Origin of the sequence: Frankia sp. AgB32 (genome assembly GCF_023243045.1) — a bacterium.
In the GTDB taxonomy this organism is placed as follows: Bacteria; Actinomycetota; Actinomycetes; order Frankiales; family Frankiaceae; genus Frankia.
Genome location: NZ_JALKFX010000050.1, coordinates 1 through 20,909, shown reverse-complemented (window position 1 = coordinate 20,909; position 20,909 = coordinate 1). Strand labels below are relative to the sequence as shown.

11 protein-coding genes and 1 riboswitch are annotated in these 20,909 nt (G+C 71.1%); of the genes, 4 read left to right on the top strand and 7 right to left on the bottom strand.

Going from position 1 to position 20,909, the window contains the following annotated elements:
• Positions 1-357: 357 nt before the first annotated feature.
• Positions 358-2,538 (top strand): acyl-CoA dehydrogenase family protein, encoded by a 2,181-nt coding sequence (locus MXD60_RS16490; RefSeq protein WP_248820136.1) that lies wholly within the window; start codon positions 358-360, stop codon positions 2,536-2,538.
• 213 nt (positions 2,539-2,751) lie between these two features.
• Here the strand turns inward: MXD60_RS16490 and MXD60_RS16485 are convergent, their stop codons facing one another.
• Both MXD60_RS16485 and MXD60_RS16480 read right to left on the bottom strand, forming a co-directional pair.
• On the bottom strand, positions 2,752-3,132 hold the full coding sequence (locus tag MXD60_RS16485) for a transglycosylase family protein (protein WP_248820134.1): 381 nt from the start codon (positions 3,130-3,132) through the stop codon (positions 2,752-2,754).
• A gap of 2 nt (positions 3,133-3,134) precedes the next feature.
• Positions 3,135-3,282: riboswitch (cyclic di-AMP (ydaO/yuaA leader) on the bottom strand.
• Between the two features lie 511 nt (positions 3,283-3,793).
• Positions 3,794-5,545 (bottom strand): peptide deformylase, encoded by a 1,752-nt coding sequence (locus tag MXD60_RS16480; protein WP_248820132.1) that lies wholly within the window; start codon positions 5,543-5,545, stop codon positions 3,794-3,796.
• Positions 5,546-6,201: 656 nt separating this feature from the next.
• Here MXD60_RS16480 and MXD60_RS16475 point away from each other — a divergent pair.
• Positions 6,202-6,927 (top strand): hypothetical protein, encoded by a 726-nt coding sequence (locus MXD60_RS16475; protein ID WP_248820131.1) that lies wholly within the window; start codon positions 6,202-6,204, stop codon positions 6,925-6,927.
• Positions 6,928-6,946: 19 nt separating this feature from the next.
• Here the strand turns inward: MXD60_RS16475 and MXD60_RS16470 are convergent, their stop codons facing one another.
• Entirely contained in the window at positions 6,947-8,314 is a 1,368-nt protein-coding gene (locus MXD60_RS16470) for an alpha/beta fold hydrolase (protein WP_248820130.1), read from the bottom strand.
• 740 nt (positions 8,315-9,054) lie between these two features.
• Here MXD60_RS16470 and MXD60_RS16465 point away from each other — a divergent pair.
• Entirely contained in the window at positions 9,055-10,941 is a 1,887-nt protein-coding gene (locus tag MXD60_RS16465; RefSeq protein WP_248820129.1) for an ABC transporter ATP-binding protein, read from the top strand.
• 39 nt (positions 10,942-10,980) lie between these two features.
• Here the strand turns inward: MXD60_RS16465 and MXD60_RS16460 are convergent, their stop codons facing one another.
• The 4 genes from MXD60_RS16460 to idi all read right to left on the bottom strand — a co-directional run bounded on the left by MXD60_RS16460 (position 10,981) and on the right by idi (position 19,251).
• Complete coding sequence (locus tag MXD60_RS16460) at positions 10,981-12,843, bottom strand: serine/threonine-protein kinase (protein WP_248820128.1); 1,863 nt, start codon at positions 12,841-12,843, stop codon at positions 10,981-10,983.
• 325 nt (positions 12,844-13,168) lie between these two features.
• Positions 13,169-15,418, bottom strand: a complete 2,250-nt coding sequence (locus tag MXD60_RS16455; protein ID WP_248820127.1) for a family 2 encapsulin nanocompartment cargo protein terpene cyclase — start codon at positions 15,416-15,418, stop codon at positions 13,169-13,171.
• A gap of 115 nt (positions 15,419-15,533) precedes the next feature.
• Positions 15,534-16,928: a family 2B encapsulin nanocompartment shell protein gene (locus tag MXD60_RS16450; RefSeq protein WP_248820126.1), complete on the bottom strand. Its 1,395-nt coding sequence runs from the start codon at positions 16,926-16,928 to the stop codon at positions 15,534-15,536.
• 1,738 nt (positions 16,929-18,666) lie between these two features.
• A complete protein-coding gene (gene idi, locus MXD60_RS16445) occupies positions 18,667-19,251 on the bottom strand; it encodes an isopentenyl-diphosphate Delta-isomerase (RefSeq protein ID WP_248820125.1) in 585 nt (194 codons plus the stop codon).
• 340 nt (positions 19,252-19,591) lie between these two features.
• On the opposite strand from idi, the gene bioB reads away from it, so the two are divergent.
• The gene (gene bioB, locus MXD60_RS16440) at positions 19,592-20,824 is read left to right on the top strand and encodes a biotin synthase BioB (RefSeq protein ID WP_248820124.1); all 1,233 of its coding nucleotides are present in this window, start codon (positions 19,592-19,594) and stop codon (positions 20,822-20,824) included.
• The last annotated feature ends 85 nt before the right edge of the window (positions 20,825-20,909 follow it).

The following is a 20,909-nucleotide window of genomic DNA, read 5'->3' as shown; positions in this document are numbered from 1 at the left end:
CCGGGCGGCCGTCCGGGTGGCCTTGACCTGACTGGGCGTCGGGCTGTCTCGGGAGAAAGCGGACGACGTGCGAGTCGACGTGCGAGGCGTGGTGCTATCGGCGTGGTGCCGTGGCCACTGGCCGTTGCTTCCGGCCGACGCGGGGCCCCGGCTGGCCGTCCTGCCGACAGTAACGCTGCGGCGGGTGTTGGACTCGGTCTTCGCGATGGTGCGGGCGGAGCAGCTACCGCCGACGCCGGCCGGCCGGCACATCGAGATGATCGTCGCGAGGTCGTTGGACTCGGCCAAGTCCAACGTGCCAGCATCGCCCGGGTTCGTGAGCCACCGATGGCGGCTCGGCTCGGTGATGGAGGAGTCATGGGGACAGCGATCAGCGAGGAACACCGGGAGCTGGCCCGGACGACGCGATCGCTGTTGACCTCCCACGATGTCCGGGGTGCCGCCCGGTCGCTGCTGGACGGGGGCGGGGAGGGCCTGCCCGGCTACTGGAAGGAGTTCGCCGACCTCGGTCTGCTCGGGGTGCACCTCCCGGCGGAGTTCGGCGGCGGCGGCGCGGGACTGCCGGAGCTGGCGGTCATCGTCGAGGAGACCGGCCGGGCGGTCGCGCCCGGACCGGTTCTGCCGACCGTCGTCGCCTCGGCGCTGATCGCGGCCAGGGGTGCTCCGGCCACGCGCGCCGCCCTGCTGCCGGGACTCGCCGCGGGCACGGCGATCGGTGCTCTCGGCCTCGGCGGCGACCTCGCCGCGGACGGGCCCCCCGGGCCGGACGGCGAGGTGCGGGTGTCGGGTCGCTCCGGGGTCGTCCTGGGCGGGCACCTCGCGACCCTGGTGCTTCTCGCGGTCGGCGACGACATCGTCATGCTGGTGCCGACCGCTCCCGGCGTGACGGTGCAGGCGCCCGCGTCGCTCGACCCCACCCGCCGCTCCGTCCGGCTGCTGCTCACCGGGGTGCGCGTCGAACCGGGCGATCGCCTCGTCGGCGCCCGGCCGTACGCCGAGGCGGTGCTGCGGAGCCTGGTCGCCGCCGAGGCGATCGGGGGCGCCCAGGGCTGCGTCGAGGCCGCCACCGCCCACGCGAAGGTGCGCGAGCAGTTCGGCCGGACCATCGGGACGTTCCAGGCGGTGAAGCACCACGCCGCGAACATGCTGGTCGCGGCGGAGCTTGCCACGGCGGCGGGCTGGGACGCGGCCCGCGCCGCCGACGGGCCGGCCAGCGAGTTCGAACTGGCCGCCGCCGTCGCCGCGGCCCTCGCGGTGCCGGCCTACGTCGCGAACGCCGAGCTCGACATCCATCTGCACGGGGGCATCGGCTACACCTGGGAGCACGAGGCCCACCTGCACTACCGGCGGGCCGTGACCCTGCGGGCGGTGGTGGAGCCGAGCGCGGCGGCGCGGGACGTGACGCGCCTGCGCGGCGCCGGCGTGCTCCGGGCTGCCGCGTTCGACCTGCCGGCGGAGGCGGAAGCGGCCCGGCCCGAGGTGCGGGCGTTCGCCGAACAGCTCGTCGCGCTGCCCGAGGACGAGCGCCGGCGCCAGCTGGTCGACTCCGGCTACCTGCAGCCGCACTGGCCCCGGCCCTGGGGTCTTGGTGCCGCCCCGGGCCTCCAGCTCGTCATCGAGCAGGAGTTCCGGGCCGCCGAGATCCGGGTGCCCAACCTGCTGATCACCGGTTGGGTGATGTTGACCGTCGTCCAGCATGGCTCGCCGGAGCAGGTGGCCCGCTGGGTCCGGCCGGCGCTGCTGGGCACGGAGATGTGGTGCCAGCTGTTCAGCGAGCCCGACGCCGGGTCGGACGCCGCGGCGGTGCGGACCCGGGCGGAACGGGTCGACGGCGGCTGGCTGGTCAACGGTCAGAAGGTCTGGACCACCGATGCGCATCGATGCCGCTACGGGCTGGCCACCGTCCGCACCGATCCGGCCGCCGGCAAGCACGCCGGCATCACCACGATGGTGCTCGACCTGCGGGCCGACGGCGTGGAGGTCCGGCCGCTGCGCACCATCACCGGCGACTACCACTTCAACGAGGTGTTCTTCACCGACGTCTTCGTCCCCGACGATGACGTGGTCGGGGATCCGGGCCGGGGCTGGGCGGTCGCCCGTACCGTGCTCGGCAACGAACGGGTGAGCCTCGGCCGTGACCTCGGCGGGGGCGCCGGGGACCAGCTCCTGGCGCTGCTGCGGCAGCACGGCGACCGGATTCCCGGCGCGGAGTCCAGGCTCGGCACGCATCTCGCGCAGGAGAGCGCGCTGCGGCTGCTCAACCTGCGCTGGGTCGCCCGCGCCCTCGACGGCAGCGGCCCGGGCCCGGAGGGCAACGTCACCAAGCTCGCCACCGCCGAACACGGACAGCGCACCGCGGCGCTGGTCGTCGAGTTCGCCGGCCCGGACGTCGCTTTCGACGAGGGTCTCGGCGGCCCCGCCGGCCGATCGCTGCTGGGCACCCGGGCCCTGACCATCGCCGGTGGCACATCGGAGATCTCGCGGAACCAGATCGCCGAACGGATCCTCGGCCTGCCCCGGGATCCCCTGCTGTCCTAACGGTGTCCTGGCAGTGGCCGGGCGGGCCGCGAAGGAAAGCGGAAACGGGAATGGCGGAAGCCCCGCCCCCGGGAGGGAGGACGGGGCTTCCTGAGCCGCGCGCTGGGTCGCGTCGCCTCGCGCCGGTCGGCTCACGATCTGTCGAGCACGATCCGATCGATCATGTGCGGATCAGAACCGGCCGAGTGCGGATGTCGGCGCGGATTCGGGGCCTCAGATCCGGTGACCCCAGCAGGGCTTCGACGCGTACCACGGGCTGGTGCCAGCCTGGGCGTAGAGCTTGCGCGCCTTCTGCCACTGCTCCGCGACGCTGGCGTTCTGCGGCAGACCGTGGCCGCCCAGCCCGTGCCAGGTGGAGGGCAGGAACTGGAACAGGCCGCCGGCGCCGATGGAGTTGACGGCGTGCGGGTTGCCGCCGGACTCGCAGGGAATCACGGCGCGCAGGAAGTGGTCGGCGTTCGGCGCCGCGCTGGCCGGCTGCGACAGCGCGAGCCCACCGCCCACGGAGGCGGCGAGAGTGGTGATGAGAACAGCGGCACGAGTGCCGAGCTTGATCCGGTTGAGGCCCCGACCGAGCGTACGAGCGTTGGACATGTAATTGCCCTTCCCCACGCCTCCGAGGTGAGCTGTCGGATTCGGGCTGGGAATGCCCGGCCGCGTTGGCGGCTTCACCCCTAGGACGCCCTGGTTCGGCGCCCGCGATTGGTTCCCCCGGTCCTGCCGCTGGTTTGGTCTCTATCGGGTGGGGGCAGGATTCGGCGTGCCACCCGACGTCTGCCATCAGCTGACGGCATGGCTACGAACTTAGCCCAGCGTGACCCCGGTTAGGCAAGGGCGCGTGAAGATGGGCACAGTACGTTCTAAGTTCTTGTTTCGATCTTTTTTCAGCAGTTTCGCGCGCCTGCGTGCGCTCGATGTTAACTGCTCTCTCGGCTCTTTGAAATACCAGGTCGGCGGCCGTCCGGCCACGTTGCCGAGAAATATGTGCGGTCCGTGGCCACTCTTCTTCCGGCGGTGGTGATAATCATTCTGTCGGCCGTCGCGGCAGGCTGTGGTCGCTGGTCGAAAAATATCGTGGCCCGGGCGGGAGGAAAAGCCCTATTCGGACGTTTTTCGCCACTGTACGGCATGGGTGAGACAACCGCTGTAAACGGATCTGTCGCTTTTTTCCGGCACGGCGTGCCGGCTCGGAGCGTGGCCGCCGGGCCCAGGGTCTGCCGGGCTCAGGGTCTGCCGGGCTCAGGGGCCTGCCGGGTCAGGGGTTGTAGGTCCAGGCCGAGCCGGTGCCGCGGTACTGCTCGACCGGGATCGGCGTGGTGCCGGGCCGCATCCGGTCGGTGTACAGCTGGCCGAAGAGGTGGTCGATCTCGTGCGCGACCAGGCGGGCCAGGCCCTGCCGGTAGACCGTGATGTGCTGGCGGCCGGAGATGTCGGTGTGTTCCACCTGCAGTTCCAGCGGCCGGGGGACGACCCCGCGGACGTCGAAGAAGCTCAGACAGCCCTCGTACTGCTCGTCGGCCTCCGGGGACGACTCGATGACCCGAGGGTTGAGCAGCGTGAGGATGTCGCCGTCAGCGGACCGGACGACGGCCGCCGCCCGGCTGATCCCGATCTGCGGAGCGGCGATACCCATGCCCTTGCCGAAGGTGTGCAGGGCGGACACGCGTTCCATCGCCGAGGACAGCTCGGCGACCACCCGGCGGGCGTCCTCTGCCTCGGCCGGCAGGTCGAAGAAGCGGGCCGGTGCGCGCAGCATGGGCTCGCCCGCCTGGACGATGCCCGCGGTCGACATCAGGTCGCTGGGCCGGGGACCCGGCCCCACCTCGGAGTTCCCGGCGGCGCCGGCCGGGCCGGGCCGCCCGGCCCGGAAGTTCCATTCCAGCCGATACCGGGCATGCAGTGGCGGATTACCGGTGGACCAGGTGAACACGCGCCGGTCGCCGGCGTCGGCGCGGGCGATGGCCGTGCGGAACGGGAAGGCGTCCGCGGTCATCGACGTCTCCATTCCCCACACCACCGGGTCCGCCTGGGCGGGGAAGTCCAGCACGACGGAGAGGAAGGTGGTCGGCACCCGGACGGCACGCTGGAACCACGGCCCCCACTTCTCCTCGCTCACGCGGTAGCTGTACTCGATGAAGGTCGACTCGCCCGGATACAGCGGAAACCTGCCCCGCTTGTTCTCGAACAGCAGCCAGACCTCCTTCAGCGCGTCCCAGTCGGTCTTGATCTCCCAGGACATCTGCTCGTCGCCACAGCGCGCGGTGAGCTGGAGCTCCTCCCAGCGCAGCGGGTTGCTCCGGTACAGCCGCGCGGCGCGCTCCTGGTCGCCCGGGAAACGGTCGACCGAGATCCGCATCAGGTAGCGCGTGACGGGGTCGACGCCCGTGTTGACGACCAGGCGACGTTGGCGGGCGACGTACATGCCGTCGTCGTAGCGCAGTTCGGCGCGGTCCTCCTCGACGACCAGGCCGCCGCCGGCGGAGGTTCCGGCACCGGGCCCGGATCCGCCGCCGGTGCCGCGCGTGGTCGCGGCAGGTTCGGCCGCAGTCGCGGGAGCGGCGCCGCCGGCCTCGTGGGACCCGGCGGCGTCACGCGTCCCGGGTCCGGACTCCCAGGGGCGGGCGGCCAGCTGGAAGTACGCGCCGGGAATCCGCAGGGCATCGGCGAGCCGCTCGATGAGCGCCAGCCGCGCGATGCGGTCGTCGCCCTGCATGATCCGGCTTACCCGGCTCTGGCTCAGGCCCTCGACGGCGGAGGCGATCCGGTTCTGGCTCGCCCCGTCGTACTTCTTCATCAGCCGGAAAACGGCGCGGAAGTCCCGGTCCGCGCAGGCCGCGCGGAACTCCGCGCGGGCCAGCAGATCGGGGGAAACCCGATAGGGGCCGGACTCGTAGGACATCGACCGGCCTTTCCTCGGGCGCGCGAACCGCGTCGGTCGCCGCGCCGGCCCGTCGTCGAGACGGCCGGTAACACCGGCGACCACCGCGACGCGGGCGCCCTCACTCACCCCGTAGTTCCCCCGTCCGCCAGCGGAGGTGCCGCCGGGCCGGACGCGGGTGCTGTCGGCTATGTACCGGCATGACCGTTGCACTACGCCGCAGCCGACACGTCAGGATAGCGACGCTATGCCAGAGGAGCATTGGGTTGGCGCACGTTACCGTCGTCCGCTGGTTGTCGAAGATCTGACATTCGAGCTCTGCCGATTTCCTGCCGATGGGAAGGCGGGTCTGCTAGGCGGAGGACGGGTCAGACCCGATGAGGTCACCGGACACCCCTCCGATCGGGGGGTACAGGCGCGCCCGCACTGCTCCGATCTGGGGGGTGAGGGAGGAATCGGGCCACCCTGAGCACCGATGCACACCCGGTCCGGTCGGGCCATACGAGAAGAGCATTCCTGACTGACGTTTCCCGCCCACCCCCGTTCGGGCGACTCTGTTTCCAGGCCGGCCCCGCCCCGCGTCGAGCCGCGACCTCCGCCGGGCGGGGTCGGCGCACCCGGCCGCCACGGCCGGTCGTCGCCGGCCCGGTCGGGAGGGGGCGGACGGAGGGCGACCGGCCGCGGCGGTCGACCACGGACGTGGGTGACGGTCATCAGCGTGGCTGGCCGTTCCCCGCTCCGGCGGTTCGCTGCCGCTCACGAACGGCGGAAAGGTGGTGACGACCGTGCGAGACCAGACGGGGTACCGGGAACAGGAGACCGTGGTCTACGGGGTTGTCCGGTTCACGCCCGGCGGGCACCGGCAGGTCCTGGACATCGTCATCACCTTCGCCAGCGCGGCGGCGGCCGACGGCTTCGCGACCGAGCGGGGATGGGCCGACTACGAGGTCGCGCCCGCACGGTTCTTCGTGCACGAATGGCAGCTCTCCACGGCCACGCTGCCGCCACCGCCCGCGCGGGGTCCGATCGGGCCCCCCGCTCCCGCGCCGCCTGCCCGGCCTGCCCCGCCGGAGAGACGGCCACCGGCAGGTGGCCCTGCCCTGCCCAAGCAGGGTCACCGTCCCGCCCCCGCCGATTTGGCCGGACCCCCCGGATTGGCGGGGGCGGGCAGTGCGAACGACTTGACCGCGACGGTGACCGCGCGGGATCAGGACCACTGGGCGATCACCCTGGGCGCGGGCTCCGATCCGGCGGACGCGATGCGGGCCCTTGCCCGCCTACCGGCCGGGCTCGCCCTGGCCGTCATCCCCGGCGAAGGCGAGACGGTCCTCACCTACGACCCGGCGCCCGGCTCACCACCGACCCCGCGGCCCACCACGGTCGGTGAGGGACTGCTCGCCAGGTACGCGGCGCCCGATCCGGACGCCCGCTGGATGACGACGGGCGAGCAGAACGCCTACCGGGCCGGGCGGGCGGCGGCACTGGCCGATGTCCGCCGGGCGCTGATGTAGGCCGCCGGGCCGCCGGGTCCTACGGGTCGGTCCGGAAGTGCAGCGTCAGCCGATCGGTCTTCGACGGCAGGGCGGGCACGGCCAGGACGGTGCGCTTCGCGGTCTGCCCGCGCGGGGTCAGTGCGACCGCCAGCGACCGATCTCCCGACGGAATGCTGAGATCGACCCCCGTGATGAAGCCGATCTGAAAGTAGGCGGGAATCGGGGTCGCCACGTCGGAGGCGTGGTCCGAACCGCGGTCGAAGATGTAGATGGAGTTCGCCAGCTTCGCGCGGGGCATGTTCGTCGCGGTGATCACATTGGTGTTGTCGACGGTGAGGATGTCGCTCGCGTCACCCTGATCGCCCCACCATTCCAGACCACGATCGACGACGAGGTCGGTCTGGCCGGCATCGGCCGTCATCCCGCCGCCGAGTTCCTTGTCCGGCGCGCTGGTCAGGAGGCGGATCAGGCGATCGCTTCGCTGGAACGGCTGGTAGTAGAAGTGATGAACGGGTTCGCCCGTGCGGACGATCGCGAACTCGTAACTGGCCGTCCCGTCCGCGCGCACCGGCCCCCACGACCCGTCGGCGCCGATTTTGAGGAGCGCCTGCAGTCCGTCCGGCGCGCGTCGGCCCGTTTTCGGATCAACCCGGTACACCTCCAGCCGGGCATCGCCGACGGGGGCGTTGGCGGGAAAGAGCAGCGCCCGCCCGGCGAGCTCGATCCGGGCCGAGTCCGGAGTCACGTCGGTGGTGAGCGGATCGGCGCCGGTCAGGAAGCGGAACATCTGCCGGAAGGTCTCCGTCGAGGTGGTCAGCCCGTCACGTTCCTGCTCCAGGAAGCGGATGTTGACCGCCCCGTTGATACGTCGGGACGGGTCGCCGCCGCCCCACACGACAAGCATCGGCACCCCCTTGGGAGCGTTGAAGATCTGCTCCCCGTCCAGACTGACCAGGTGGGCGACGCGGGCGGCGCGCTCGGGCGAGCTGGCCAGGTACTTCTGCGCGAGCTCGGCGCCCTCCGACTGGCCCACCATGTCGATCTTCTTCATGCCGGTGGCCGCCAGGAGGTGCTGAATCTCGGCGTCGAGCTGCGGAAACGACTTCTCCCGGGGGGAGGCCGGTCGGGACGCGTCCCAGTCGAAGGCGGCTATCCGATCCGTCGGATAGCCGTTGCTGGTGAAACGCTGCGCCTGGGTTTCGAACAGATCACCCGAGCCGAGGTTTCCGTGGATGAACAGGATCGGCAGACGTGATGTGTCCGGCGGTCCCATGGCGCCCGCCAGCTCGCGGGCGAGAGCCGTCGACCTGACGTTCGCCGAGGCGCCCCCGGCGCTGGAACACGCTCCCACCGCGGTGGCGAGCAGCAACGTTGCGGTGAGGCCGAGCCAGCGGCGGCGAGGCATGCGACGCCCCTTTCCCGCAACAACGCCAACGGTCACGAACCGCCGCCGGTGCTGCTCCGCGTTCTTGTCCCGGCCGTTCGGCATGAACGCCGGGAAAAGCACAGTCATCCGCCTACGAGAAGAACATATCGTCGCCGGTCCCCGCCTGCCAACGAGCGATCCGTGAGAATCGTTGGGACGGCGTGGGGAGACACTGGTCACCGATCGCGGGCTGATGACCGGACGGCCGGTCTACCTGCGGGTTCTCGCTGGAGCGAGCGTCAACGGACCGTTCCCGGCGGGGGTCGGTCACAGTTCAGGGCGCCCACGTGGAGAGCATTGGGTGGCCCTGACCGCGTGGCTCGGGGATGTCGTCGATCAGGCTGCGTCCGGTGTGGACCAGCACGTCGACGCGCGCCGCGGCCCGATCAAGAAGCGATGTTTGTCACCGAGCGCCACGGTCTGGTCCGCCAGGTTCGTCCGATATCTGCGGGTCGGAGGGGCCACCGTGATTCTTCCGTACGGTTTACTGCCTGGTTTGTCCGTACAGAACGATCACGAGAAACAGCCAGAGGCGATCGCCCACGTCGGCGCCGACCACGCACGGTCATCGCAACCGCCGGGTCGGCGTCTCGTCCGCCGGGTAGCGGCGCTGGCCGGGTGTCCGCGTCGCTCGTCGACCGACCGTCGCCATTCCGGCCGCGGCTGGCAGCGCGGAAAATGGGATGCGGAGCCTGGCCGCCGCCTGTCATCATGCGTGCATGAGCGCCGCTGGCGACGATATCCACCGAACTCGGAAACATCCACCAGAATCGTCCGGTGGCATCATCCCGCAGAGCCAGTCCAGCGGCCTCGGCCGGCATCCCGGGCTGCGTTCCTATCTTCGTTTCGTCGGCACCTTCAAAGGCGCCCTGGTGCTGGTCATGGCGTGCTTCGCCGTGTCCAGTGGTGCGCTCGCGGTGCTCCCGGTCCTCGTCGGCGAACTCGTTCAGTCGCTGGCCGGAGCATCCGGATCCGCCGGCGCGGCGTACAGATACGCGGCCGTCATCATCGGCTGCAACATAGTGCACGACATGACCTGGCGGGTCGGTGAGCTGCTGTATCGGGAGCATCTCACGCACCGGGGGTACGAGTACGAGAACCTGCTCTTCCGTGATGTCATTGAGCAGCGCTACCCGTATTTCGTCGGGAAGTTCACCGGAAAGATCAGCAGCTACATCTCGACCCTGGGCCGGGAGTTCCGGGACATCCTGGACGCCGCCTGCTTCACCTACGTCGAGCAGGTCATTCGCGTGCCGTCGGTCGTTGCCATCATGTTCGCGGTCAACGTCTGGTCGGGGCTGACATTCCTGGCTGCCGTGCTGCTGATGATGCTCGTCGGCCGGCACACTGCCAGCCTGTCGTTCCGCGCGGAGAAGGGCCTCGCCGACCAGGTCTCCGAGATGGACGGGCACGTCATCGACGTCATCGCGAACTTCGTGAGCGTCAAGTCCTTCCGCCAGGAGGGAGCCGAGTACCGCGAGGTCTGCCGGCGGCGGCGTGACGTCGTCGTCGCGGCTCGCCGCTCCGCGCTGTGGGACATCGTTTTCTGGATGTCGATGTCGGTCGTCGTGCGTTACCTCGTCTGGCCGGTCTCCATCCTGCTCAACCTGCACCTCTACCTGTCTGGGCAGCTGACTCTGGCGGAGTTCGCGACGTTTCTGTCCGTCCTGGTGATGTTCTCCGACTTCATCTGGGTGACCGTCTGGGAGATCGGCCAGCTGAACCTGCGGCTGGCTCGGGCGGAGGAGGCGTACCAGTATCTGTTCGGCGACTCGGCCGACGGTGGCGTGGCCGGCCTGGTCGCCCGGCGCGAGGAGCTTCCTGACGCGCCGGCTCCGGCCCGGCCCGGACGTGCCTCCGGGCCGGGGCGGCTGGAGTTGCGCGGGTTGTCGTTCGCCTACCCGGACGCGCGGGCACGGCCTGTTCTCGCCGGCATCGATCTGGCGATAGAACCGGGTGAGAAGATCGGTGTGGTGGGGCGTAGCGGGAGTGGTAAGACCACGCTGGTGAAGCTTCTTCTCGGCTACTATTCCGTGCCCGCGGAGGCGGTCCTGGTGGACGGTCGGCCAACACCCAACGACCAGCTTGCCGCCGGAATCTCCTACGTGCCGCAGGACACCGCATTGTTCCATCGCTCCATCCGGAGCAACATCACCTACGGGGCCGCGGCGGAGGTTTCCCAGGAAAAGGTGGAGCTGGCGGCGCTGCGCGCCCATGCCCACGAGTTCATCAGCCGGGCGCCGGCGGGCTACGACACTCTCGTCGGTGAGCGGGGAATCAGGTTGTCGACCGGGCAACGGCAGCGGATCGCCATCGCCCGCGCCTTCCTCGACGACAAGCCCATCCTGATTCTCGACGAGGCGACCAGCGCCCTCGACAGTGAGAGCGAGGTTCTCGTCCAGCATGCCCTCGAACAGTTGTGGTGCGGAAAGACGGTGATCGCGGTCGCGCACCGGCTGTCGACCCTGCTCAACATGGACCGCATTGTCGTCCTGGACGGCGGCGGAATCGTGGAACAGGGCGCCCACCGCGACCTGCTCGACCTGGGCGGCCGTTATCGCTCCCTGTGGGAGCGCCAGAGCGGCGGCATGATCTCCGTGGACTGAACCGCGGGTCGCCGCGGCCGGCGGGTTCGGTTCCCCCGCTCAGTCGACGGTGACCCGAATCCCGCTCGTCGTCGTGTACCGCGACAGCGCAGCGGACACGGACGACCACCACGTGGCGAGCGAGGACAGTGTCTCCTCGCCGCAGTACAGGCTGGTGATGAGCGGGATGGGTCCCCACGGTGCTGCCGGTAGGCAGGCGGCGTCCCCGCCGTCGGTGCCCGCCGGGTTCGTCGAGGTCGAAGTGTTCGTCGAGGTCGAGGTGCTGGTGGGGCTGGACGGGGAAGCCGAACCGGCGGCCGTGACAGGTGTGGCCGCGGCTGCCGGGGTGCCCGCTGACGATCCGGGCCGGGCATCGTCGTGGGCCGACCCACTGGCTGCCGCGGTGCCCTTCGACGCGCCGGCCGAGCCCCCGCTGGCGGCACTGACGACGGCGGGAACGCCGGTTCCGGACGGCGGCGTCTGCCCGGATGGCTGCGGGTGGGCCGTCAGCACGATCGGGCGGGAACTGGTCGGCTGGCCAGGACCGGCCCCCAGCGCGACGGTGGCACCGAGCGTCTCCGGCGGCACGCCGTCGCTGGCTGACAGGGAGCCGGCGCTCGCGGCGAGCGGAACGCCGGGCCTGCTCCGGAAGGGAGCGGCGGCGTCCGACACGAGGTCCCACCAGGTAGAGTGGCCGGCCGACCCGCCGGCGCTCCCCGTGCCGACCGCGGACGCGGCGTCGGCGTCGGCGTCGGCCGAGGATGGTCCGGTGGCGCCGGCCGAGGAGTCCGCGTCACCGCCGGCCGCGGGGGCGGGTGTCGTCGCCTGCCGGGAATCGGTGGGGCCGCCGTCCGGTGCGGCGGGGGCTGGGTGACGCCGCGCCGCGTTCGGGCCGCTGGCGGTGGTGCCGACCGGCGAGTCCGGCGTGCTGGTGCCGATGAGGATGACGGTGGTCACCGCTGCGGCGACAGCGGTCGCCCCCAGGCTTGGCAGGACCGTGGCGAGCCGGCCCGGTCGGTTTCCTGACCGGCCGGTACCGGCCCCGACGGCGGCCCCGGCTCCGGCGGCCGCCGCTCTGGTCGCCGGTATGCCGGTCGCTCTGGCGCTGGCGGCCTTCTCGGCGGCGCTGAGCTGGGCGAGCAGCTTGGCGGTGTCCGGTCGGCGTTCCGGCTTCTTGCGCAGGGTCGCGGCGACCACGCCGCGCAGCGTGGCCGGCAGACCGTCGAGATCCGGCTCGCCGTACACGGTGCGGTAGAGCAGCGCGTCCAGCGGGCCCGCGCCGAACGGGGGCTGGCCGGTGCCGGCGAAGGCGACCGTCAACCCCCAGGAGAAGACGTCGGCCGCGGGACGGGCCCGGCGGGTGGTGGTCAGCAGCTCGGGTGCGAGGTAGCCGATGCTGCCGAGAACCACGCCGGAGCCGGTCATCGTGCTCGGCGGGCCGGCGACGATCCCGAAGTCGATCACTTTCGGTCCGTCGGGGGCCAGCATCACATTGCCCGGTTTGAGGTCGCGGTGCACGACGCCGGCGTCATGGATGGCGCCCAGAGCGGCGGCGAGGCCGCGGGCCACCTGCCACAGGCGCTCGCCGGTCAGCGGGCCGTCGGCGGTGACCGAGGAGAACAGCGTGGGGCCTTCGACATACTCGGTGGCCAGCCACGGCGCGTCACCGTCGACGTCGGCGGCCAACAGCCTGGCGATGTGCGGACTGTCGATCCGCGACACCGCGGTCGCCTCCCGGTGGAAGCGGCTGCGTGACCCCTCGTCGGTCGTGTACTCCTCGCGCATGACCTTGACCGCGGCGCGGACGCCGGCGGCGTCCTGGCCGAGGTACACGATCCCCATGCCGCCGCTGCCGAGCCGCCCGATGAGCCGGTACGGGCCGACCTCGGGCGGATCCCCCGGTCGCAAAGTTTTCCAGGACACGCAACGTCCCCCTCGGACTCCCTCGGTCGGCGGGACTGCCACGTGCCCGCCGTACCGGGTACCGGGAGCCCGGCGGCGGCACGGCCGCGGGGCGCCCGGTCGCGGCTGCGCCGCCACCCGACCGGACCGTTGTATCCCGGTGATCCGATCGAGGTGGCAGTCGTCGCGGGGCGGGGGAGTGCCCACATCGGGATCACCCGGTGGGAGTTCGGGGGTCCGGCCGGACGACGCGGCCACGCCGCCGCCCGGCCGCTGCCGGGCATCTGGCGGGGCGGTTGTGCACCCCCTCCCACCTGCTGTTTTCGCCGCTACGGTGGCCGTTCGGCTAGCGGGCGATCAGCTTGCGGATCTCTGTTGTTGAGGTGCCTAGTCCACGTGGACTACCGAAGGGCCGCCTGTCCGCGGCCGGGTGGTAGCGCAGTTCGGCCTCCTCGTAGCGGTGGGTCCCTTCGTGCCAGCGCAGGATGCCCGCCAGCCAGTGCTTCAGTTCCTCCACGTAGCTCAGCAGCGCGCCGCGGACCTCGTCGTCGAGCTCCAACTGATCGAACAGCGCCGGCAGCTCCTCGGCGATGATGTGCTCGAACTGGTGCATCCGGGCCGTCATGAGGTCGTTGACGACCGCCAGCGCGCGGAACCGGTCGCAGTCGAGGAAGTTCTCCACCACCAGCACGCAGTTGTGCAGCTCGCCCTCGAACTGGATCTCCTTCTGGTAGGAGAAGACGTCGTTGAGCAGACAGGCGTAGTCCGCGGCGGCGTTCTCCAGTGAGCGGATCGGCCGGGTCTGGAAGACCTCCGCCGGCACGATGCTCGACCGGGCCAGCCGGCACAGGCTCATCGTCAGGTCGGAGCCGAACGTCGCCCGGCGCATCTCCAGATAGTCGATGGGGTCGGGGATGCGGTTGACCGCCGCGTTCTCCAGTTCCCACACCCAGCTGTCGATCATTACTTCGACGGCGATGCGGAAGGCGGTCCGGTCGGCGAGCGGCATCGGTCCGGCGGTGCGTTGCCACAGGTCGGCCAGGCCGCGCTCGAGCGCGTTGGTCGGCGCCTCGGGCGGCAATCCCTCCAACGGCATGAAGCCCTTCAGCCGTGCGTTGCACGCCTTCGCCGCGGTCAGGTTCCCCGTCCGGCCGAAGACCACCGGGTAGAGGTCATCGCCGTAGGTGCCCCAGGTCAGCCAGCCGGTGGTGAGGTCCAGCTCCGCCGCGGAGGCGTCCGGGTGGATGCCGGCCGAGCACAGGGCGAAGTCGAACGCGACCAGCTTGTGCTCGTCCCAGATGCCGGGCACGGGGTCGAGCAGGCCCATAGCCGCCGCCCACGGGACGATCGCGCGACGGGCGTGGTCCAGGTGCGGGCTCTGCCCGGTGGTGTACGGCAGGTAGAACTCGGGCAGCGTGGTCTCTCCGACCGGCCGGAACGGGATGTTGGAATGGGAGCGCAGCCGCTGCGGCGCGGTCGCCAGCAGGGACGGCACGATCCGCACGGCCGACGTGCCGAGGCTCGGCAGGCCGGGCAGTCCCGGCAGGCCACCGACCCCGAGCAGCGGGGTGAACGCGGCAGGGAGCTCGTCGACCGCTGCCTCGCGGTTCATGTAGCGGCTCGAGCGCAGATGCCATTCGTGTCCGCCGGACTGCCAGTCCTGCAAACCCTTGATGTAGGCGAGCGTCGCGGCCTTGCCAGCCGGGTCGATGCCGTTCTCCTCCAGCAGCGCGGGCAGTTCCGCGAGGGCGGTGTGCTCGAACTGGTGCAGCCGGGAGGTGAGCAGGTCGTTGACCGCCTCCGCGGCGGTCTGCGTGTCGATGTCGAGGAACTTCTCGACGACCAGCACGCCGTTGGAGAGCTCGCCCTCCTCGGAGACCTCGCGCTCGTAGGAGAACAGGTCGTTGCGCAGGTGGACCGCGTCGGCGAAGGTGTCGCGCAGCACCCGCAGCGGGCGGGTGGCGGCGATCTGGGCCGGGACCTCGGCATCCTCGGAGTGCTCGACGAGGTTCGCCGACCAGGGGGCGCCACCGACCTTGCGGCGCATCTCGATGTACTCGATCGGGTTCGACAGCCGCCCGGCGTTGATGTTGGCCAGTTCCCAGAGCGACTCGTCGAGCAGGTTGCGGGTGCTGACGACGAACCGTTCCCGCCAGTCGAGGGAGCGCTCCGGCACGGTCCGCGTCCACAGGTCGGCGAGGCCGCGCTCGACCGGGTTCGTCGGCTCCTCGGTGATCGGGCCGTCGATCGGCATGAAGGCGTGCAGCCGGTCGAGGTAGGCCCGCGCGCCCGGCATGTCGTGCGTCCGCTTGAACAGCTCGAGGAAATGGTCGTCGAAGTAGAAGACCCACACGTACCAGTCGGTGATGAGGTCCAGCCGGTCCGCCGTGGCGTCCGGGTGGGTGTAGGCGCACAGCAGGGCGTAGTCGTGATCCTCGAGGTCCTGCTCGGTCCAGATCACGACCTCGCCCTCGGGCGGGTCGATCATCTCCATGGCCCTGGCCCACGCCCGGGTGTGCTCCCGGGCGATCTCCAGATGAGGGCTGAGCCGCGCGGGATAAGGCACGTAGAATTCGGGGAGGGTGAAAGGCTGCATGATTCTCCGGGAAAACCCTTCTCGGCCGCCGATTCGGGCGGTTGCGGCCGGCGGCGTCAGCGAAACCGGCGCGCCGCCGCAGCACAGGACCGCGGCGGCGCGCCGGCAGGGGAACTCAGCGCCCGATCTCTACGTTCTCCAGCACGCCGAGCGCGTCCGGAACGAGCACGGCAGCGGAGTAGTAGGTCGTCACCAGGTAGGAGATGATCGCCTTCTCGCTGATGCCCATGAACCGGACGGACAGGCCCGGCTCGTATTCGTCGGCGAGACCCTTGTAGTTCAGGCCGATGACGCCCTGGTTCTCCTCACCGGTCCGCACCGCAATGATGGACGTGCGGCCCGTGGCGCTGATCGGAATCTTGCTCAGCGGCAGGATCGGAACGCCACGCCACGCCGGCACGTGCTGGTCGTGGAACAGCACGGTCGCCGGGTAGATGCCGGCGGCCGTCGCCTGCCGGCCGAAGGCCGCGATCGCCTTGGGGTGGGCGAACAGGAAATGCGTGCTGCGCCGGCGGCTGAGCAGCTCGTCCAGGTCATCCGGGGTGGGCGGGCCCGAGTGGGTGTGAATGCGCTGCCGCAGGTCGACGTTGTGCAACAGGCCGAAGTCCGGGTTGTTGACCAGCTCGTGCTCCTGGCGTTCCCGCAACGACTCGACGGTGAGCCGCAACTGCTGCTCGAGCTGGTTCTGCGGCTCGTTGTACAGGTCGGCGACCCGCGAGTGGATGCGCAGGACGGTCTGCGCGACGCTGAGCTCGTACTCGCGCGGTGTGAGCTCGTAGTCGACGAAGGTGCCCGGCAGGTCCGCCTCGCCGGCGTGCCCGGCCGAGATCGCGACCTCCGCCTCACCCTGGCGGTTGGTCGACGGCCGCGGGCGGGACCGGTAGTCGTCCAGGTGGCTGCTGAGCGCCTCGTCCCGCCCGACGACCTCGGCGAGCTGGTCGCGGGTGGCCACGAGCACGGTCGCCGGGGTCAGGGCGCGCGCGGTGTACTCCCAGGTCACGTCCGACTCGGTGAGAACCTCGTCGCCGAAGAACTCGCCGTCGGCGAGAACTCCCAGGGAGCGCTCGTCGCCGTACTCGCCGGCCCCGAACTTCCCGATCTTGCCGTGGGCGACGAGATACACCGTGTCCGCCGGCGTGCCGCTCTCCGCGAGGACGTCGCCCTGGGCGTACTCCCGCTGCTCGAAGCGGTCGGCGAGGCCGGTGAGGGCGTCGCCGGAGAAGCCGCGCAGGGCGGGCAGCTCGGCGAGCTCGCCGGGCACCACCCGCACGTCGGACCCGGTGTTGGTGAAGGTGAGCAGGCCGTCGCCGAGCACGTAGCTCAGCCGGCGGTTGACGCGGTACACGCCACCGGCCGTCTGGACCCAGGGCAGCACCCGCAGCAGCCATCGGGAGGTGATCTCCTGGCTCTGCGGTACGGACTTGGTGGTGGTCGCGAGGTTGCGCGCGGCCGCAGTACTGAGGCTCAGCCGGGCGTCCTCGGCGGGGTCGGTCGGCACTGGCTCGGTCATGGCAGACTCCACCTATCGTCGTTCGTTCAGGGGCTGGCGCAGCCGGGCACGGCGAAGCGCCGCACCGGGCACGCAGGTCTGTTCCGGCCATGCGTGTCCCGACGATGTCCCTACGGTCATCGTCGCGCTGGCGGGGCCGGAGACATGTGGGTTGTCGTGGTGCTTTTCGGTCGAGGCTCGGCCACGCGCCACGGCAGGGGCGCGCCGGCTGTTGCCGCGCAATCTTTTCCGGGATCTCCCCGTGGAACGTAGAAATGCCGGCGCCGCGAGGGGGTCCCGGGTATTCCTACGGTGGCTTGACGGCGGTTGCCGTCGCGGCCATGTCGGCTAGCAGATCACGGTTTCCGCAATGCGAAAGGATGATCTCCGCCGGTTTGGCGGTCCGGACGATTGGCCCGTCATCGGCTCCATACCAGTAAACCCCCGTGTTGTCGCGCGGTTCGGCGACATGCACTGTGCTTTGGTGTCTGTGAGCGCATGGCTGCGCATCGGCAGCCTCCCTCATCCGCGCTACGGCCGGCAAGCATTTTGCGGAACCAATCGAGGACTGGCCCGGGAAGACGGTGCGCCCTAGTCCGCTCCTCGGCGCTGGCTGTCACGGAAAGTCAAGGGCGTCGGGGCTGCCGGTCGGTCGCGTCACCGACCAGACGGCGCGGGCGGCGCCGGCGGCGGTGGATCGCCGCGTACGGAACGGGTGGACGGAATTCCTGCGGCCATGATATTGGTCTACCAGCGTTCGATGATTCCAGTGGCCTGGACGAATTCTGGCGTACGGGTGCATTTCTTTCAAATTCATTAGACTGTTATCAACGAATGTCGACGGTCGCCGCGCCACCGGTGTCGCACGCCACCGGGAGTTGACATCCGCACAGCCCGGATGGTGCCTTCCGGAGGTGCGCCCGGGCCCGGACTGGCGGCCCGCGCGGGTCGGCTCGGACCACCCCGCGGGCGTGCTGGCGGAGTCTGGTTCTCCCTTGGCCGCGAGCACTTCCACGCGCCGCGCGGGCCAGGAACGGTCGGCATCGTCGCGCTCGGCCGAGGCCGCGGACACCCTCCCGGTGCCGGCCCCGCAGGCACGGACAGACGCAGGTCAGGCCGGTGTGCCCGCGCGGGCCCGCCGCAGCGGCGCCAGCCAGGTGGTGGGCCGGTTCCGCCGCGCGCCGCACACCGCGGGCCGACCGCTGCCCTGTCCACCGGCCGGCGACTCGTCCCCGCATCGGCTCGGTATGAGGCGGGTTACCGTCGATCCCGGCCTGGAGCCCCCGCCTCCCGGGCAGACGCGGGCTCCCGGCATCGGGTCCAAATGCCTTGCGAACGCGGGACTTTGGTCCGTTGCTCTTTGTCGGAGATGGAGAGGCCGCCGGCCCGACATACCGTGGGTGGCTCGGATCGCGGGATGTGCCGCGGGCCACCGCCGGCGCCGATACCCGTCCGGCGACGCCGCGGATAGCCGGGCGACCGGCGGCGCGAGGGTCTGTCCCCCATGCGGACCGTCCACCGCGCCACGTAGCTCGCGAGCGCGCGCCCCCGGGCAACGCGAAATGTCGGCCGGCGGCCCCGACTCTGATCGTTTAGCAATGAACAGGTCACCGTAGGTGACAGATGTGATCGTCGTGCTAGTGGAGAATGACCACCTCGGAGAGACTTGTGTGGTCAATCTGGGTCCAACGAGGTCTACCCGAAAAGGGGGAGGGTGCCTGCCTGTCCTGCGTCAGGCGTCCCACCCCCACCGCCGGGCTCACCCGGCCCGGTGCCGGGCGGCGGCCAGTGGGTGGGTGAACTGCTCGAACGCCGCCATCTGCTCGACCGACCAGGGGCTCAGCGCCCACGGCGCCGCGGCGGCGGCCGCGCGATAGCTCTCCCAGTCGACCCAGCGCCACTCGACGACCTCGTCGGGGTCCGGGTCCGGGTCGCCGAGCGCGCGCGCCACGTACACGGGGCAGACCTCGTTCTCGACCAGGCCGTCCGCGGCCGTGGCGCGGTACGCGAAGTCGGGCAGCGCGCACCGCAGGTCCGTCAGGGCCAGCCGCAGTTCCTGCTCGACCCGTCGCCGCACCGCGACCTCCATCGGCTCCTGCGGCTGGGGATGCCCGCAGCAGCTGTTGGTCCACACCCCCGGCCACGTCCGTTTCCCGAGCGCTCGCCGGGTGACAAGCAGGCGGCCGTCCGGGTCGAAGATGTAGGAGGAGAAGGCCAGGTGAAGCGGCGTGTCGAGGCCGTGTACGGCGAGCCGCGGCGCCGTGCCGCACGGCTGGCGGTCGGCATCCAGCAGCACGACCTGATCGTCGAGGTCGACGGCGGGAACCGATGCGTGTGGACTCAACTGTCCGGCCTCACTTTCCAGGATGTGGCTTTCCAGCGCGATGGTTGGATGTCCTGTCCATCCTCTCGCTGTCGCCGCCGGCCGGCGGTCCGGCCCCGGTTGGCTGCTGGTCACATCCCCGACTGTGTTCGCCGTGACGTCCGGCGACGCTCCCCGCAGGAGTGCCCCCGCCGGTGCCGCGACGGGACCGGCCGCCCGGCCGGTGAGCGGCGTGATGGCGTGATTCGGGACCGCGATAAGCCCGGAGTGTCGACCCGGTCGATGGCAGACTGACGACGCGGCCCGGTGGCCGCGGCGGACCGCCACCGGTGCTCCTGCCCACCGCATCGTGGAGGACCCGATGACCGACCTGGATCTGCGGACCGACCCTGGTCCTCGCCCGCGCGGCGCGACCCGTGACGAACCCGGCCGGCAGGGTTCCGCGGACGAGCTGCCCGGCGTCCTGGCGAGCCTCGTCAGCAAGGGGCTCAGCGGTGGGGAGCCGACGAGGGCCGAGGCACTGGCCGTGCTGCGCAGCGGCGACGACGACCTGATGGATGTCATCGCCGCCGCCTTCCGGCTGCGCCAGCGGTACTTCGGCCGTCGGGTCAAGCTGAACTTCCTGGTGAACCTCAAGAGCGGGCTGTGCCCGGAGGACTGCTCCTACTGCTCGCAGCGGCTGGGTTCGCAGGCCGGCATCCTGAAGTACTCCTGGCTGCGGCCGGAGCAGGCCGCCGCGTCCGCCGGGGCCGGGATCGCCGGCGGCGCCCGGCGGGTCTGCCTGGTAGCCAGCGGCCGCGGCCCGACGGACCGCGACGTCGAACGGGTGGCGGACACGATCGGCGCCATCAAGACGGCGCATCCCGAGGTGGAGGTGTGTGCCTGCCTCGGCCTGCTGTCCGCGGGCCAGGCCGACCGGTTGCGGACGGCTGGTGCCGACGCCTACAACCACAACCTCAACACGTCCGACGAGAACTACGCGGACATCTGCACCACCCACACGTACGAGGACCGGGTCGAGACCGTGCGGGACGCCCGCCACGCCGGCCTGTCGCCCTGCTCGGGGATCATCGCCGGCATGGGGGAGAGCGACGAGGACCTGGTCGACGTCGCGTTCGCGCTGCGCGAGCTGCGCCCGGACTCGATCCCGGTCAACTTCCTGATGCCCTTCGAGGGCACCCCGCTGGGCGGCGAGTGGAACCTGGACCCGCGGCGCTGCCTGCGGATCCTGTCGATGGTCCGGCTCGTCAACCCGAGCGCCGAGGTGCGTCTCGCGGGCGGCCGGGAGATCCACCTCGGCTCCCTGCAGTCGCTGGCCCTGTCGGTCGTGAACTCGATCTTCCTGGGCGACTACCTGACCAGCGAGGGCCAGCAGGGCCAGCGGGACCTCGACATGATCGCCGAGGCCGGCTTCACGGTGGAGGGCCTGCCGGCGCCAGGCGAAGGCGGGGCCAGCGGCGCGGACGCGCGGGCAGGAGGCTGCGCGCACGCGGAAGTGCCGGAAGCCGACGCCGGCCGGGCACCCGCGGACGGGGCACGGCCAGTGACGCTGCGTCGGCGTGGCGCGGGTACGGACCTGCCGCCCAACGCCTGACGGACGTCCCCCCCCCCCCGCCCCCCCGCCGGCGGGGCCCCCCCGGCCCGCGCCGGCCCGCCGCCCAGCCCCCCCGGGGGGCCCG

Bases quoted from the DNA above. Each gene is read 5' to 3' on its own strand.
- bioB (WP_248820124.1), top strand. From the start codon at position 19,592: ATGACCGACCTGGATCTGCGGACCGACCCTGGTCCTCGCCCGCGCGGC.
- MXD60_RS16455 (WP_248820127.1), bottom strand. From the start codon at position 15,418: ATGCAGCCTTTCACCCTCCCCGAATTCTACGTGCCTTATCCCGCGCGG.
- MXD60_RS16485 (WP_248820134.1), bottom strand. From the start codon at position 3,132: ATGTCCAACGCTCGTACGCTCGGTCGGGGCCTCAACCGGATCAAGCTC.
- MXD60_RS16470 (WP_248820130.1), bottom strand. From the start codon at position 8,314: ATGCCTCGCCGCCGCTGGCTCGGCCTCACCGCAACGTTGCTGCTCGCC.
- MXD60_RS16465 (WP_248820129.1), top strand. From the start codon at position 9,055: ATGAGCGCCGCTGGCGACGATATCCACCGAACTCGGAAACATCCACCA.
- MXD60_RS16450 (WP_248820126.1), bottom strand. From the start codon at position 16,928: ATGACCGAGCCAGTGCCGACCGACCCCGCCGAGGACGCCCGGCTGAGC.
- MXD60_RS16490 (WP_248820136.1), top strand. From the start codon at position 358: ATGGGGACAGCGATCAGCGAGGAACACCGGGAGCTGGCCCGGACGACG.